Annotated in this window: 14 protein-coding genes; 2 read left to right on the forward strand and 12 right to left on the reverse strand. The window is 73.5% G+C overall.

The window, feature by feature from the left end; all coding sequences use genetic code 11:
* The 5 genes from E2B92_RS18715 to E2B92_RS18740 all read right to left on the reverse strand — a co-directional run bounded on the left by E2B92_RS18715 (nucleotide 1) and on the right by E2B92_RS18740 (nucleotide 6,042).
* On the reverse strand, nucleotides 1-1,104 hold the full coding sequence (locus E2B92_RS18715; protein WP_126887836.1) for a phosphotransferase family protein: 1,104 nt from the start codon (nucleotides 1,102-1,104) through the stop codon (nucleotides 1-3).
* Between the two features lie 37 nt (nucleotides 1,105-1,141).
* Nucleotides 1,142-2,188 carry a hypothetical protein gene (locus E2B92_RS18720; RefSeq protein WP_126887840.1) on the reverse strand — a complete coding sequence of 349 codons (1,047 nt, stop codon included), beginning with the start codon at nucleotides 2,186-2,188 and terminating at the stop codon, nucleotides 1,142-1,144.
* Between the two features lie 457 nt (nucleotides 2,189-2,645).
* Nucleotides 2,646-3,818: an acyl-CoA dehydrogenase family protein gene (locus E2B92_RS18730; protein WP_126887837.1), complete on the reverse strand. Its 1,173-nt coding sequence runs from the start codon at nucleotides 3,816-3,818 to the stop codon at nucleotides 2,646-2,648.
* A gap of 483 nt (nucleotides 3,819-4,301) precedes the next feature.
* On the reverse strand, nucleotides 4,302-4,448 hold the full coding sequence (locus E2B92_RS18735; protein WP_126887838.1) for an SCO1431 family membrane protein: 147 nt from the start codon (nucleotides 4,446-4,448) through the stop codon (nucleotides 4,302-4,304).
* A 142-nt stretch (nucleotides 4,449-4,590) separates the two neighbouring features.
* Nucleotides 4,591-6,042 (reverse strand): peptidase C39 family protein, encoded by a 1,452-nt coding sequence (locus E2B92_RS18740; RefSeq protein ID WP_200836962.1) that lies wholly within the window; start codon nucleotides 6,040-6,042, stop codon nucleotides 4,591-4,593.
* A gap of 154 nt (nucleotides 6,043-6,196) precedes the next feature.
* On the opposite strand from E2B92_RS18740, the gene E2B92_RS18745 reads away from it, so the two are divergent.
* Both E2B92_RS18745 and E2B92_RS18750 read left to right on the forward strand, forming a co-directional pair.
* Complete coding sequence (locus E2B92_RS18745) at nucleotides 6,197-6,826, forward strand: uridine kinase family protein (RefSeq protein ID WP_126884794.1); 630 nt, start codon at nucleotides 6,197-6,199, stop codon at nucleotides 6,824-6,826.
* Nucleotides 6,827-7,239: 413 nt separating this feature from the next.
* On the forward strand, nucleotides 7,240-9,192 hold the full coding sequence (locus tag E2B92_RS18750; protein ID WP_126884795.1) for an AAA family ATPase: 1,953 nt from the start codon (nucleotides 7,240-7,242) through the stop codon (nucleotides 9,190-9,192).
* On the opposite strand, the gene E2B92_RS18755 is transcribed toward E2B92_RS18750, so the two are convergent.
* From E2B92_RS18755 to E2B92_RS18785, 7 genes are all read right to left on the reverse strand, one after another.
* The gene (locus tag E2B92_RS18755; protein WP_126884796.1) at nucleotides 9,186-10,388 is read right to left on the reverse strand and encodes a hemolysin family protein; all 1,203 of its coding nucleotides are present in this window, start codon (nucleotides 10,386-10,388) and stop codon (nucleotides 9,186-9,188) included. The genes E2B92_RS18750 and E2B92_RS18755 overlap by 7 nt on opposite strands.
* Nucleotides 10,385-11,719 (reverse strand): hemolysin family protein, encoded by a 1,335-nt coding sequence (locus E2B92_RS18760; RefSeq protein ID WP_126884797.1) that lies wholly within the window; start codon nucleotides 11,717-11,719, stop codon nucleotides 10,385-10,387. Before E2B92_RS18760 ends, E2B92_RS18755 begins: the two co-directional genes overlap by 4 nt.
* A gap of 232 nt (nucleotides 11,720-11,951) precedes the next feature.
* Nucleotides 11,952-12,404: a PH domain-containing protein gene (locus tag E2B92_RS18765; protein ID WP_126884798.1), complete on the reverse strand. Its 453-nt coding sequence runs from the start codon at nucleotides 12,402-12,404 to the stop codon at nucleotides 11,952-11,954.
* A gap of 16 nt (nucleotides 12,405-12,420) precedes the next feature.
* The gene (hisG, locus tag E2B92_RS18770) at nucleotides 12,421-13,269 is read right to left on the reverse strand and encodes an ATP phosphoribosyltransferase (RefSeq protein WP_126884799.1); all 849 of its coding nucleotides are present in this window, start codon (nucleotides 13,267-13,269) and stop codon (nucleotides 12,421-12,423) included.
* Nucleotides 13,270-13,320: 51 nt separating this feature from the next.
* On the reverse strand, nucleotides 13,321-13,602 hold the full coding sequence (locus tag E2B92_RS18775) for a phosphoribosyl-ATP diphosphatase (protein ID WP_126884800.1): 282 nt from the start codon (nucleotides 13,600-13,602) through the stop codon (nucleotides 13,321-13,323).
* 35 nt (nucleotides 13,603-13,637) lie between these two features.
* A complete protein-coding gene (gene ribH / locus E2B92_RS18780) occupies nucleotides 13,638-14,123 on the reverse strand; it encodes a 6,7-dimethyl-8-ribityllumazine synthase (RefSeq protein ID WP_126884801.1) in 486 nt (161 codons plus the stop codon).
* Nucleotides 14,124-14,156: 33 nt separating this feature from the next.
* Nucleotides 14,157-15,437 (reverse strand): bifunctional 3,4-dihydroxy-2-butanone-4-phosphate synthase/GTP cyclohydrolase II, encoded by a 1,281-nt coding sequence (locus E2B92_RS18785; protein ID WP_126884802.1) that lies wholly within the window; start codon nucleotides 15,435-15,437, stop codon nucleotides 14,157-14,159.
* Nucleotides 15,438-15,463: the final 26 nt, after the last annotated feature.

Here is a 15,463-nt window from a genome sequence, read left to right on the forward strand (position 1 = left end):
TCAGACGCACTCGTCCCAGTAGCGGTCCTGCACCATCGCCGTGAGCGTGGCGTGGTGCAGGATCGGACCGTCCGGGTCCTCGGGCACCTCCGCCTCGCCGAAGTGGACCTGGCGGTAGGTGACCCGGAGCATCACGATCGCGTGGCGCAGGGCCGCGTACAGGGTGTAGAAGTCCATGTCGCGGGGTGTGTGGCCGGTGAGTCCGGCATAGCGCCGCTCCACGGCGTCCCGGCGGAGGAAGCCCGGCAGACCCGGCTGCCCGAAGCTCACCGTCAGGTCCTGGAAGAACCGGTGCAGGTACACGGTCCAGCCCAGGTCGACCTCGCGCGGGGCGCAGCCCGCCATCTCCCAGTCGAGCACGGCGGCGGGTTCGAAGCCGTCGTAGACGATGTTGCCGATGCGGGCGTCGCCCCAGCTCAGCACGGCCGGGCCCTCGTCGGCGGGCCAGGTGGCCTCCAGTCGGTCGAAGGCCGCCTCGATCAGCGGTGAGCGCGGCAGCCCGTCGGTCACCCAGGCGTAGTAGGCGCGTTGGGCGTCGACGTGGCGGCGCAGCGGGCTGCCCGGCCCGGGCGGCAGCAGGAACTCCGCCTCGCCGGGCGGGAACCGGTCGTGGAGCCGGGCCAGTACGGAGACGGTGGCGGCCTCCAGGCGGGCGCGCTCGGCGTCGGTGGCGGCGTGCAGCCAGTTTCCCTCGTACGTGTAGGGCATGACGTCCGGCGGCACCCTCCCCTCGGCGCGGGCCATGACGAAGAAGGGCGCGCCGAGCGGCGCCGGGTCCCGCTCCAGCCACAGCACGCGCGGCACCGGGACGTCGGTGTGTTCGGCCACCAGGCGCATCACGCGGTACTGCCGCGCCATGTCGTAGACGGGGAAGATCGTGTACGCGGCCGGGTCGGCCGCCAGGCGCAGCGCGCACCCGCGTACGGGCGCGTCGGGGTGGTCGACGGTGAACAGGAGCGTCTCGCTGGACATGCCGTTGGAGGTGGGCACGGCGACGTCGGTGACGCGGGCGCCGGGCAGGCGGGTGCGGAGCCAGGCGGTGAGGCGGGCGGCCAGTTCCTCGGGGTCGCGGGTGGTGGTGCGGGGGCGTGGTGCCGTGGTCATGGCGGTGCTCCTCGCGGGTCGGGCGGCGGGGCGCCGTTCAGTGGCCGGTGAAGCCGCTCGGGTCGTGGCGGCCGAAGCTGCCGTGCTCGAAGATGCCGTGGCCGGTGCGGCCGTCGAGGGTGAAGCGGGCGGCGTGGTCGGTGACGCCGTAGGCGGCCAGGGGGTGGGCGGCCGGGTCGGACAGGTCGTAGGCGCACCGGTCGGTCCAGCCCCTGCCCCGCCAGGTGCCGTGCTGCCAGTCGGTGGCGGGGGGATAGCCGGCGCCGAGGGCGAGCGGGGAGGAGGTGAGGATGTCGACGCCGATCTCCAGGGGCTTGCGGGCCGGGTCGGTGAGGTGGATGACGGCACGCTCGGGTTCGCGGGTGCCGGGGCGGTAGGTGATGTCGGTGCGGGGCCAGCCGAGCTGGGTGTCGCGGTGGCCGTCGCGCACCATCAGGGCCTCGTTGAGGGTGCGGTACCCGTCGGCGTCCTCCTGGGCGATGACCATGACGAAGCGGTCGTCGAAGCGCATGGGTATCCAGAGCCAGTGGAAGCCCTCGGGGCGGAACTCGTCGGCGCGGCCCGCCTCTTCGCCGGGGATGGGGCGCACGCCCCAGCTCCGGTCGCGTGTTCCGGTCCACTCCCCCGCCGTGACGGGTATCTCCTCACCGGCGACCCGGATGACTCCGGTGCAGTGGCCGGCCTGGACGAAGCGGCGGCCTTCGAGGGTGAGCCGGCCGCCGCGCCGCTGGATGTGGTGGGGCTCCCAGACGGCCGGGAAGTCCGCGGTCCAGGTGAGGTCGTACGAGAACGAGTCCGGGTCGGCGGGGTCGGGGGCGCAGTGGAGGCCCAGTCGCCGCAGGGGCCGGTCGACGGTGATGCGCAGCGGGCCGACGGAGAGGTCGAGGCGGTCGTCGGTGAGCGCGTCGGAGGCGCGGACGGCGCGCAGTCGGTCGCCGGTGCGGAGTGTGGCGTAGGCGTCGATGACCCCGGTGTTGGGGTAGACGCCGAGGCCGGCGATGAGCAGGGCGCGGCCGCGGTGGTCCAGGACGTGGAAGATGCAGCGGTCGTAGGCGTTGCGATCGCCGCTGACGTGGTGCTTCATCGACAGCGGTGCCTGGTGGACGGGGTACTCGTCGAGCGCGATCGGTCGGTCGTCGGACGACACGCTGACCTCCGGTGACGGCAACGGAATTTGACGGTACGTCAGCTCTCGTGCCGTGGCCAGACGCGCGCCGGCACCGGGGGGCGCGCGCCGCACCGGGGGCGCCCGGGGCCGGACGGGCACGAACTGGCGCCCGATTCCCGGGGGCGGTGACCAGGCGGGACCGCCCGGCGTTGGCCGGGCATGAACGTGCCGCACCCGACGTACCCCGCGAGCGGCTACGGCGTGAGCCGCCCGGCCCCGGACACCGAAGAATCGGTTCCGCACTCCACTGATCCGCCCATCTACCGGGCCCTGGTCCGCCACTGGGCCGCCGGCGGCAGGACCGTGCCGGGCCGCCGCGACCAGGAGTGGACCAGGCTCACGGCGGCACCGGTGTGGGCGTTCGGCGGGGAGCTCAGCGGCTCTCGGGACCCACGACGTGACGGGCGATGACCATCCGCTGGATCTGGTTGGTGCCCTCGACGATCTGGAGCACCTTCGCCTCGCGCATGTAGCGCTCCGCCGGGAAGTCCGCGGTGTAGCCGTAGCCGCCCAGCACCTGCACGGCGTCGATGGTGACCTTCATCGCCGCGTCCGTGCAGAACAGCTTGGCCATGGCGGCCTCGCGGGAGAACGGCCGCCCCGCGTCCCGCAGCCGGGCCGCGGCCAGGTACAGCGACCGTCCGGCCTCGATCTGGGTGGCCATGTCGGCCAGCATGAACCGCAGCCCCTGGAAGTCGGCGATCGGGCGGCCGAACTGCTGCCGCCCGGCGGCGTAGGCGACCGCCTCGTCCAGCGCCGCCTGGGCGACGCCGATGGCGCACGCGGCGATGCCGAGGCGGCCGGAGTCCAGCGCCGACAGGGCGATGGCGAAGCCCTGCCCCTCGTCCCCGATCCGCCGCGCGTCAGGAACGCGCACACCGTCGAAGTGGAGCTGGGCGGTGGGCGAGCCCTTCATGCCCATCTTCTTCTCGGGCGCCGCCGCCGAGAGCCCCTCGGCGTCGCCGGGGACCAGGAACGCGGTGATGCCGCGCGGTCCCTCGCCGCCCGTGCGCGCCAGCACCGTGTAGAAGTCGGCGACGCCGCCGTGGGTGATCCACGCCTTGGTGCCGGTGATGACCCAGTCGTCGCCGTCGCGGACCGCCCTGGTGCGCAGGGAGGCCGCGTCGGAGCCGGACGAGGGCTCGGAGAGGCAGTACCCCCCGAGCAGCCCGCCGCCCAGCATGGCCGGCAGGTGATCGGTCTTCTGCTCCTTGGTGCCGTAGCCGGCCAGGGCGTGGCAGGACAGGGAGTGGACGCTGACGCCGAGCCCGACGGTGAGGCGGGCGGCCGCGAGCTCCTCGAGCACCTGGAGGTAGACCTCGTACGGCTGGTCGCCGCCGCCGAAGCCGGAGTCGTAGGGCAGGCCGAGCAGTCCGGATTCGGAGAGCAGGGCGAAGATCTCGCGCGGGAAGTGCCCGGCGTCCTCCTCCTCGGCCGCGCGCGGAGCGATCTCCCGCTGGACGATGTCACGAACCAGGGCGATCAGATCCCTGGATTCCTCGGTGGGCAGCTCACGTTCCACCGGCTGCGGGGCGCGGTCGGGCATGGGGGCGCTCTCCTCCCTGTCGGGCGCTGCGGCGGGCGCGCGCGAAGGGTTGGGCGGCGCCGCCGGGTCTCACTGCCTTGCCGATGCTGCCCTTCCGGATCACGGAATCGGCTGACCAGCGGCTGTGGCGGGTTGAGTATGCCCGATCGGGGGGCTCCCGTCACGGGGTGGCCGGGACGGCTCCACCGGCCATGGAGCCCGGCGCGATCCTGGTACGCACCATTGACCGCACTGGTCCAGTCCTTCTGACGTCGCAGGCCGGCCCCCAGGCTCGTCGGCCGCTTCACCAACTGGGGCGTCGACGGCCGGGGTTGCCGCGTCGGGAACGTCCGCACCTCCGGCTCGGCGGCCCGGCCGACGCACACCGGAAGCTCACGCCGGCAGCGCCTTAGCGCGACCTTCTTCCGGGAGCCGAGCGGCGACACCGCGAACGGCGAACCGATCCGGGCGATCAGGGGGCCGCCCACCGCCGGGCGGCGGGCGTCACAGCAGGCCGAGCCGGGTGACCAGCATGGCGAAGACGACGACGAGCACCCAGCCCAGGGCGTGCTCCAGGAGCTGGGGGCCGTCGTCCTTGGGCCCTCCGGTACGGACCCGGGGGGCGGCGACGGCGGCGGCGTTCGTGGTCATGGTTTCCCGCTCTTTCGACCGATGGGGACCTCACCACAGTGCCAGCGCGGACGGCCTCCCGGGGAGAGACGTTCATCACGGCCCCCGGCAGCCGCCCGCATCCGGCCGTCGCCACCCGGCCGTCCGCGCCCTCGGCGGCCCCTCAGCGGACGCCCACCGCCTCCAGGGCCCGGCTCTGCGCGGTCGTGGGGTGGGCGGGCCAGTACAGGTAGCAGACGCCCCCCGTGCCGGAGACCACCTTCCCGGACGCGTTGTAGCGCTTGGTCCGCAGCCAGATGTTCTCCCACTCGCGGCGCCGGTAGACGCGGCGTACGGCCTCGTTGGACGGGGACGCCGGGTCGTTGGCGATCACGTCCCCGGACGGCGTGAACCCGATCACGGTCATCAGGTGGCCCGCCGTGCCGTAGCCCGCGCCCGTCAGCTCCTCCTGGAGGAACGACTGCGAGGTGATGGCCGGAATCCCGGCGCGGATCAGCGTCTCCAGCTCCGTGAGCGACCGCAGCCGGGTGACGACCGCGCTCAGGTCGTCGTACGTGGCGGCGTAGGCGGCGTTGAAGGGCCAGTTGCCGCAGCCCTGGTACTGGTGGTCGTAGGTGAAGCGGGCGGCGTGGCAGACCTGGGGGTCGGCGAAGTCCGGGTTCACCCACGCCAGGTCCTCGGCGGTGGGCCTGCGGCCCCAGTACTCGATGATCATCTGGGAGGAGGTGGGGCTGCACCACGCCTCGCCGCCGTTGTCGTACTCCGGGTACTGCCCGATGTGGGTGTTCTGCGAGTAGCGCGGGACGAGCAGCTCCCGGGCCGCGCCGGGCTCGGAGGCGGGCACGGTGAAGCGGTCCGGCACGTCCGACGCCATGGCGCCCACCCGCCACACGGCCGGCGTCAGCCGCGTCCCCGGCCGCCGGTGCAGCGTGAGGCGCAGCCGGTACGACGCCAGGCGCAGCCCGCTCGCGGCGTCGTCGATCGCGAAGGTGTCGGTCCAGACGCCGCTCCGCCCGTCCTTCTGGCCGTCGACGGACGTCCGCCGGATGTCACCGTCGCCCGACGCCCAGCGGCCCATCACGTACCAGGGCGTCTCGGTCCCGTCGGTGTAGCGGCCCTTGAGCTCGACCGCGATCCAGGTGCCGGCCGGGGTGTCGGCGTTCCACGAGACGATCGCCTCGGTGGCCGGCACGGTGGAGACGTGCTCGGGCGAGGTCCAGGTGGCGTACTCCCAGGTCGCCCTGGTGCCGGTGTGCGGGTCGGTGTAGTCGGTGCGCCCGGCGGGCGCGGCGATCACCAGCGCCGGGCGGCGGCCGGAGAGGACCCGGGTGCCGGTGCCCGTCCCCGAGCGCCAGTCGGTGCACGAGGTCCAGAAGCGGTTGTCGACGAGGCCGGGCGCCGTTCCGTCGGCGAGGACGGCGGAGGCGGCGCGGGTGCGGCGGGCCGTGGACGTGCCCGGCGCGGCCGCCGAGGCGACGGCCGCGGGGGCGGACACGGCGGAGGCCGCCACCGCGCCCCCCGCGACGGCCAGCGCGGCGAGGACGGTCCGGCGGGGCGTGGACCCGGCGGTGGGCGGCGGGGAGGTGGGCGGGGACTGCGGCGTGGAGTCGGTCATGGCGGTGTGACCCCCAGACGGTCGTACGGACGGGGCGACAAGTGCACGACAGGTGCGCCCACTATCCCGGTTCGGGCAGGGCTCGGCCAGCAACGCGGCACCGCGTCGGCCCACCAATATTGGTCTCCACCTGTGGCTTTGTAGGGTGGTCGGCATGGACGACCTCGACCGCCCCGCCGCCGCGCTGCGCGCGCTGCCGCCCTCCTGCGGCCCCGTCCGGCTGGTCGCGGTCGACGGCCACGCCGGCTCGGGCAAGTCCACCTTCGCGGGCCGGCTGGCGGTGGCGCTCGGCGGGGCCCCGGTGGTCCACCTGGACGACATCGCCACGCACGAGGAGCTCTTCGCCTGGACGGACCGGCTCCGCGAGCAGGTACTCGAACCGCTGGGCCGGGGCGAGGTCGCGCGGGTTCACCCGTACGACTGGAATCTGCGCCGCTTCGGGCCGCCCCGGCCGGTCCCCCCGGCCCCGGTCGTCCTGGTCGAGGGCGTGGGCGCCGGCCGCCGGGCGCTGCGGCCGCACCTGGCCCGGCTGCTGTGGATGGAGCGGGGCGCCGAGGAGTCCTGGGCGCGGGGCCGCCACCGGGACGGACCTGCGCAGTCGGCGTTCTGGGACGGGTGGACGGCGGCCGAGACGGCCCACTTCGCGGCGGACCCGTCCCGCCCCTTCGCCGACGCCCTCGTACGGGAGTGTGCGGTGGGGTACGAGTGGCTGCCGGGACCCGCCGCGACAGCAGTTGCGAACCAGGCCATTACGGAAAGTGACCGCCTTTCCCACCCGTACTGAGCAGTCGGAAATCAGCCTCGAGAGTGCCCCAACTTCGCTTGACCGACGGGCCGGACAGGTCTTACGTTCTCAATGTGCGGCTTTCCGAAGCCGTCGCAGACGCGAAGCCCCCGGTTGTTCCCCCGTGATCGGGGGCTTCGTCCTGCCCCACCCCTCCCCGGTGGCGCCGCTCCAGCACCCCGACGCTCACCGTCGGTCACCGTCCTGGAGGCCGCGCGGCCGTTCCCCGCGAGGCGCCGCGGGCCCCCCGCCCCGCCCGCGTCACGCCCACGCGCCCTTAAGCGCACACTCCCTGTGCCGGTACGATGCCCCTCGGTGCGGTCAAATCCCGTTCATGAAAGGGCGATTGGGAACGCTTCCGGCGGGCGGCCGCCCGGCGGACCGGTACGGGGACACGGTTTGTGGGGGACCCGATGGACATCGGCACGCAGGGCACTCAGGCCCCGGCCGACCTCGCCTGGCTGCGCGGCGTGGACGCCTACACCATGGGTGCGTATCCGCAGGCGGAGGAGGAGTTCCGGGCGGCGGTGCGGCTCGATCCCGCCATGGCCGACGCCTGGCTCGGACTGCACGCGCTGAGGGTCGACACGACCACCGCGCTGCTGCGGATGTACCGCAATCGCGAACGGTTCGGCGAGCAGCGCGCCCGCCACCGCCGCACGCTGAACTCCTGGTACTGGCTCGGCTGGTGGGTCCAGCCCGTGCTGGAGAGCCCGCGCGACCTGCTGCTCGCGCACGCCTCGCACTGGCTGGACGGCCGCCACGTGCCGGAGCTGGACCGGGCGCTGGCCGGGCTGCCGCCCGTCGACGCCGACCCGCAGGTGCGCTTCCTGCACGCGTGCCGGGCCTACCTGGTCAAGGACTGGGACCAGCTCGTCCGCCACACCGAACCACTGGTGAACGATCCGCTGCTGGGCGTCGAGGCCGGGCTGTTCGGCGGCATGGCCCGCGTCCGCCTGGAGATGTACGGGCAGGCCGAGCCGATGCTGGCGGCCGCCCTGATGCGCTGCCGCAGCGAGCAGCCGCAGCGCAAGGAGCTGCGCTACTGGCTGGCCCGCGCCCGGGAGGGCACCGGGCGCAGCGCCGCCGCCCTGCCGCTGTACCGGGCGGTGCACCGGATCGACCCGGCCTTCATGGACACCGCCGCGCGGCTGGCGGCCATCGCCGAGTACGACGGGTTCGACGGACCCGACGACCCCGCGGACCTGGCGGCGGTGTCCCTGGCCGGCCTCGGCCAGGACGCCGCGGACCTGCCCGACGCACCGGACGTGCCGCCCGGTGACGCGCTCCGCCTCGGCGGCGACCCGCAGCCGCCCGGCCAGTCGTCCGGCCAGCCCGGGGCGCAGCCGCCGGTCAAGCCGCCGGCGCCCGCCCATGGCGCCCGCGAGCAGGCCCCCGTGCCCGGCCGGCCGCGCACCCCGGTGTTCCCCGCCAGCCCCACCGACCCGGCGCTGCTGGCGGAGGCGCTCGCCCAACTGGAGCGCATGGTGGGCATGGACCCGGTGAAACGGCAGGTCAAGGCGCTCTCGGCGCAGTTGGAGATGGCCCGGCTGAGGGCCGGGCAGGGCCTGCCGGTGCAGCCGCCGAAACGTCACTTTGTCTTCTCCGGGCCCTCCGGCACCGGGAAGACCACGGTCGCGAGGATTCTCGGCCGGGTCTTCTACGCCCTCGGGCTGCTCGGCGGCGACCACCTCGTGGAGGCGCAGCGGGCCGACCTGGTCGGCGAGTTCCTCGGGCAGACCGCCGTGAAGGCGAACGAGCTGATCGACTCGGCGCTGGGCGGGGTGCTGTTCGTGGACGAGGCGTACTCCCTGTCCAACACCGGGTACAGCAAGGGCGACGCGTACGGGGACGAGGCCCTCCAGGTGCTGCTCAAGCGCGCCGAGGACAACCGCGACCACCTGGTGGTGATCCTCGCCGGCTACCCGGAGGGCATGGACCGGCTCCTCGCCACCAACCCGGGCCTGTCGTCCCGCTTCACCACGCGGGTCGACTTCCCCTCGTACCGGCCGCTGGAGCTGACCGCGATCGGCGAGGTGCTGGCGGCGGCGAACGACGACGTGTGGGACGAGGAGGCCCTGGACGAGCTGCGCTCGATCAGCGGCCATGTGGTCGAGCAGGGCTGGATCGACGAGCTGGGCAACGGCCGCTTCCTGCGCACCCTGTACGAGAAGTCGTGTGCCTACCGCGATCTGCGGCTGTCCGGCTACTCCGGCACGCCCACCCGCGAGGACCTCGCCACGCTGCGCCTGCCGGATCTGATGCAGGCGTACGGCGAGGTCCTCTCGGGGCGGCGCGGTCCCGCGTCCCGGGGGCCCCAGGACCCGCCGGGCTCCCCCGGCGGGCCGGGGCCCGCGGGCTACTGAGGCGTCAGGACGCCCTGTGCCGGGCCGGGGCCCGGTCCGGCGGCCGGTCCTGACGCGGGAGCGAGCCGCCCGCGGCCCCGCTCCGGGTCCGCACCGGGGCCCGGGGACGGCGCCCGGAGCGCACCGGCCGCCGAGCCGCGTGCGATCAGGGGCACCAGGGGCGTGGCGGAGCGGTGCGCGGGGTCGCGGACCTCGCCCACCAGCATCTCCAGCACGTCCTCCAGTGCCACCAGGCCCAGCACCCGGCCGGACGCGTCGGCGACCTGCGCCAGGTGCGTGGCCGCCCGGCGCATCACGGTCAGGGCGTCGTCGAGCGGCAGCTCCGAGCGGAGCGTGGCCATCGGGCGCCACATGTGCTGGGGGACGGCCCGGTCGGCGTCCTCCAGGTCCAGCACGTCCTTGACGTGCACGAACCCCATGAAGGCGCCGCTGCCCTCGGCGCACACCGGGAACCGGGAGTATCCCGTGCGGACGGTGAGCTCCTCGACCTCGGCCGGGGTGACCGACGGGGTGACCGTCACCAGGGACGTACGCGGGATGAGGACGTCGGACACCGGGCGGCTGCCCAGCTCCAGCGCGTCCTCCAGCCGCTCCTGCTCGGCCGGGGCGAGGAGCCCGGCCTGGCCGGCGTCCTCGACGAGCCGGCCGAGCTGGGTGCTGGTGAACACCGCCTCCACCTCGTCCTTCGGCTCGACCCGGAACGCCCGCAGCACCAGGCGCGAGCACGCGCCGAGGGCCGCCGTCACCGGGCGGCACAGCCGGGCGAAGCCGACCAGGCCGGGGCTGAGCCACAGCGCGGTCTTCTCCGGGGCGGCCATGGCGAGGTTCTTCGGGAGCATCTCGCCGATCACGAGGTGCAGGAAGACCACCACGGCGAGCGCGATGACGTAACCGAGCGGGTGGATCAGGCCCTCGGGCAGGTGCACGGCGTGGAAGACCGGTTCCAGCAGGTGTGCCACGGTCGGTTCGGCGACCGCGCCGAGGGTCAGGGAGCAGACGGTGATGCCGAACTGCGCGGCCGCCATCATCTGCGGCAGGTTCTCCAGGCCGTACAGGACCTGGCGGGCCCGCTTGGAGCCCGGGCCGAGCGGCTCGATCTGGCTGCGGCGCACGGACACCAGGGCGAACTCGGCGCCGACGAAGAAGCCGTTCGCGAGCACGAGCAGGCCCGCGAAGAGCAGTTGGAGGACGCTCATCGGACGGCCTCCGCCAGGACGTCGGCCGTGCGGACCAGCCGGACGCGTTCGGCGCGGTACCGGTCCACCTGGCGCACCGAGAGGCGCCAGCCGGGCAGTTCGGCGCGGTCGCCGGGGGCGGGGATGCGGCCGAGCAGGTCGGCGACGAGCCCGGCGACGGTCTCGTACGGCCCGTCGGGGACGTCCAGGCCTATCCGCTTCAGGGTGTGGACCCGGCAGCTTCCGTCGGCCTCCCACGCGGGGTGGCCGTCCTCGGCGCCGACGGCGGCCAGTTCGGGCAGGTCGTCGCCCTCGGCGTCGTGCTCGTCACGGACCTCGCCGACGAGTTCCTCGACGATGTCCTCCAGGGTGACGACCCCGGCCGTGCCGCCGTACTCGTCGACGACGACGGCGATCGGCTGCTCGCTGCGCAGTTGTTCCAGGAGTGCCTGGGCGGGCAGCGTCTCGGGGACGAGCAGCGGGGGGACGGCGACGCGGCCCACCGGGGTGCGCAGCCGCTCGTGCGCGGGCACGGCGAGCGCGTCCTTCAGGTGCACCATGCCGACGACCTCGTCGATGCGCTCCCGGTAGACCGGGAAGCGGGAAAGCCCGGTGGCCCGGGTGAGGTTGACGACGTCCGCCGCCGTGGCGTCGGTCCGCAGCGCGTTGACCTTCACGCGCGGGGTCATCACGTGCTGGGCGGTGAGCCCGCCGAGCGTGAGGGTCCGTACGAAGAGGTCGGCCGTGTCCTGTTCGAGGGCGCCGGCGCGCGCGGAGTGGCGGGCGAGCGAGACCAGCTCGCCGGGCGTGCGGGCGGAGGCGAGCTCCTCGGTCGGTTCGACGCCCAGCAGCCGCACGAGCCGGTTGGCGACGGCGTTGAGCAGGGCGATGACCGGCCGGAAGGCGGTCGAGAACAGGTGCTGCGGGCCGGCGACGAACCGCGCGACCTGGAGGGGCCGGGAGACGGCCCAGTTCTTGGGGACGAGCTCGCCGATCACCATCTGGACGGCGGACGCGCCCAGCATGCCGATCACCACCGCGACGCCGGGGACGGCCCCTTCGGGCAGTCCGGTCGCGGTGAGCGGCCCGTCGAGGAGCTGTGCGAGCGCCGGTTCGGCGAGCATGCCGACGACGAGCGAGGTGATGGTGATGCCGAGCTGGGTGCCGGAGAGCTGGAAGGACAGCTCGCGCAGCGCCCGGACGACGGTACGGGCCCGCCGGTCGCCCTCGGCGGCGGCGCGCTCGGCGTCCGCCCGCTCCACGGTGACGAGGCCGAACTCGGCCGCCACGAAGAAGCCGTTGGCGAGGATCAGGAGGAATGCCGCGGCGAGCAGCAGGAGGGGGATGGTCATGCCGCCGCCTCCTCGGAGGGGGCGGCGCAGGTACTACCGGACGATCCGTCCATTGCTGGAGGGAATCACTCCTCGGGTCGCAGGTGCCCCGCCGGCCCGGTGGTGCGTGGGTGCGGCCGTGTGCGCGAGGCGGTGGCGCGCTCGGCGCCACCGCCATAAGAGTAATCACGCGGACCCCCACTGGGGCAGGGGGTCGCCGCCCATATGAGCGACACGGGCGCGTACGCCCTGGTCAGGCGCCGTCCACTCCGGTTCCGCGGGTCTCGGCGAGGGCCCGCAGGGCGCGCGCGTCGCGGATGGCGCGCTGCTTGCCGATGCCGGGCTGGATGCCCAGCGCGGGCATGCTGGTGCCGTCGCTGAGGTCGAGGAAGACCCAGGGGTCGCCCTCGCGCAGGTTCACCTGGAGGATCTCCGCCCAGGCCAGGCGACGGGTCCTGGTGAGGTTGACGACGGTGACGCCCTCGTCGTCCGCGACGACCTTGGGGCGGCTGAGGAGGGCCAGGACGGCGAAGAAGAGCGCCGCGACGAAGACGAAGCTCGCGCGCTCACCGGGGCCGAGCTTCTCGAGCATCAGGGCGACGGCCGTGATGACGGCGAACATCACCGCGCCCACGGACAGCAGGACCACCCGGGTGCGGGTGGGCCGGAAGGTGACCGGGAGCGCGGGGAGCGGGGAGTCGGACATGGGGCTGGGGGTCACCTCAGAGGCGGCAGGCGTGGATCTCGGTGGTCAGGATCGCCCGTGCGCCGAGGGCGTACAGGTCGTCCATGATGCGCTGCGCCTCACGGGCGGGGACCATGGCGCGGACGGCGACCCAGCCCTCGTGGTGCAGCGGCGAGACGGTGGGCGATTCCAGGCCCGGGGTGAGGGCGACGGCCTGCTCCAGGTGCTCGACCCGGCAGTCGTAGTCCATCATCACGTAACTGCGGGCCACCAGGACGCCCTGGAGGCGGCGCAGGAACTGCTGCACCTTGGGGTCGTCGGCGGGGGCGCCGGTGCGCCGGACGACGACGGCCTCGGACTTGAGGATCGGCTCGCCGATGACCTCCAGGCCCGCGTTGCGCAGCGAGGTGCCGGTCTCCACGACGTCGGCGATGACCTGGGCGACGCCGAGCTCGATGGCGGTCTCGACCGCGCCGTCGAGGTGGACGACGGAGGCGTCGATGCCCTGGTCGGCGAGGTGCTTGGCGACGATGCCCTCGTAGGAGGTGGCGATCGTCATGCCGCCGAAGTCGGCGGGGCCGGCCGCGGTGCCGGGCTTGGTGGCGTAGCGGAAGGTGGAACGGGCGAAGCCGAGCTGGAGGATCTCCTCGGCGCTGGCGCCGGAGTCCAGCAGCAGGTCGCGGCCGGTGATGCCGATGTCGAGCTTGCCGGAGCTGACGTAGATGGCGATGTCACGGGGGCGGAGGTAGAAGAACTCGACCTCGTTCTCCGGGTCGACCATCACCAGCTCTTTGGACTCCTTGCGCTGCTGGTAGCCGGCCTCATGGAGCATCGCCGACGCAGGTCCGGACAGTGAACCCTTGTTGGGGACGGCGATGCGCAGCATGGGGTGGGCTTCCTAACTGTGAAAAGGAGGTTCTGCGGGTGCGGGGCGGGCTCAGAGGTGGGCGTACACGTCGTCGAGCGAGATCCCGCGGGCGACCATCATCACCTGGACGTGGTACAGCAACTGCGAGATCTCCTCGGCGGCGGCTTCCTTGCCCTCGTACTCGGCGGCCATCCAGACCTCGGCGGCCTCCTCGACGACCTTCTTGCCGATGGCGTGGACGCCCTTGTCCACCAGCTCGGCGGTGCGGGAGGTGGCGGGGTCGCCGGTCTTGGCCTTGAGCTCCAGCTCGGCGAAGAGCTCTTCGAAGCTTTTACGGGTTCTGTTCGCCATGATGGTCCTAAGAGTACGGGGTGGTGCGTGCCCACTCAGCGCCAGGGTTCGCTGACCGTGCGCAGTGTGGTCGCGGTGGCGACGGCGGCGGTGACCGCTTCGTGGCCCTTGTCCTCGTTCGAGCCCTCCAGGCCGGCGCGGTCCAGGGCCTGCTCCTCGGTGTCGCAGGTGAGGACGCCGAAGCCGACGGGGACGCCGGTGTCGACGGAGACCTGGACGAGGCCCTGGGTGACGCCCTGGCACACGTACTCGAAGTGGGGCGTACCGCCCCGGATGACGACGCCGAGCGCGACGATCGCGTCGTAGCCGCGGCCGGCGAGGACCTTGGCGACGACCGGGAGCTCGAAGCTGCCGGGGACCCGCAGCAGGGTCGGCTCGTCGATGCCCAGCTCGTGCAGGGCGCGCAGGGCGCCGTCGACGAGGCCGTCCATGATCTTCTCGTGCCACTGCGCCGCGATCACGGCGACCCGGAGGTCGCCGCACTTCTTCACGCTCAGTTCGGGTGCGCCCTTGCCGCTCACGTGGGTGTCTCCTTGCTGGTGGGTCTGGCTGTCTTACTGGTTGTTGCAGGGCGACGCGCCGGCGGCGGCGTCGAGCCAGGGCAGGTCGTGGCCCATCCGGTCCCGCTTGGTGCGCAGGTAGCGGAGGTTGTGCTCGCCCGCCTGGACGGGCATGGGCTCACGGCCGTTGACGGTCAGCCCGTACCGTACGAGGGCGTCGACCTTGTCGGGGTTGTTGGTCATCAGGCGGACGCTGCGGACGCCGAGGTCGGCGAGCATCTGGGCGCCGGCGGCGTAGTCGCGGGCGTCGGCGGGCAGGCCGAGCTCCAGGTTGGCGTCGAGGGTGTCGTGGCCGCGCTCCTGGAGTTCGTAGGCGCGCAGCTTGGACAGCAGGCCGATGCCGCGTCCCTCGTGGCCGCGCAGGTAGACGACGACGCCCCGGCCGGCCTCGGTGACGCGCTCCATGGAGGCCTGGAGCTGGGGGCCGCAGTCGCAGCGCAGCGAGTGGAAGATGTCGCCGGTCAGGCACTCGGAGTGGACGCGGACGAGGACGTCCTCGCCGTCGCCGAGGTCGCCGTGGACGAGGGCGATGTGCTCCACGCCGTCGACGGTGGAGCGGTAGCCGTAGGCGGTGTACTCGCCGTGCGCGGTCGGCAGCCGCACCTCGGCCTCGCGGCGGACGGTCGGCTCGTTGCCGCGGCGGTAGGCGATCAGGTCCTCGATGGAGATGATCGTCAGGCCGTGCTTGCGGGCGAACGGGACCAGCTCGGGCAGGCGGAGCATGACGCCGTCCTCGCCGGCGATCTCGACGATGGCGCCGGCCGGGCGCAGACCGGCGAGCCGGGCCAGGTCGACGGCCGCCTCGGTGTGGCCGTTGCGCACCAGGACGCCGCCGGGCTGGGCGCGCAGCGGGAAGACGTGCCCGGGGCGCACGAAGTCGCCCGGCCCCGCCGTGCCGCCGGCGAGCAACTGGAGGGTGGTGGCGCGGTCGGCGGCGGAGATGCCGGTGGTGACGCCGTGGACGGGGGCCGCGTCGACGGAGACGGTGAAGGCCGTCTTCATCGACTCGGTGTTGTCGCCGACCATCTGCGGGAGCTGGAGGCGGTCGAGTTCGTCGCCCTCCATGGGGGCGCAGATCAGGCCGCGGCACTCGCTCATCATGAAGGCGACGATCTCGGGGGTGGCCTTCTCGGCGGCGATGACGAGGTCGCCCTCGTTCTCGCGGTCCTCGTCGTCGACGACCACGACGGGGCGGCCGGCGGCGATGTCGCGGATGGCCTGCTCGACCGGGTCGAGGGCGAGGTCCGTGGCGTCCCAGACGCTCAGGGAGGTCATGCCGCGTTCCTTTCGTTCGCTTCTCC

Origin of the sequence: Streptomyces sp. WAC05374 (assembly GCF_004353505.1) — a bacterium.
Classification (GTDB): domain Bacteria; phylum Actinomycetota; class Actinomycetes; order Streptomycetales; family Streptomycetaceae; genus Streptomyces.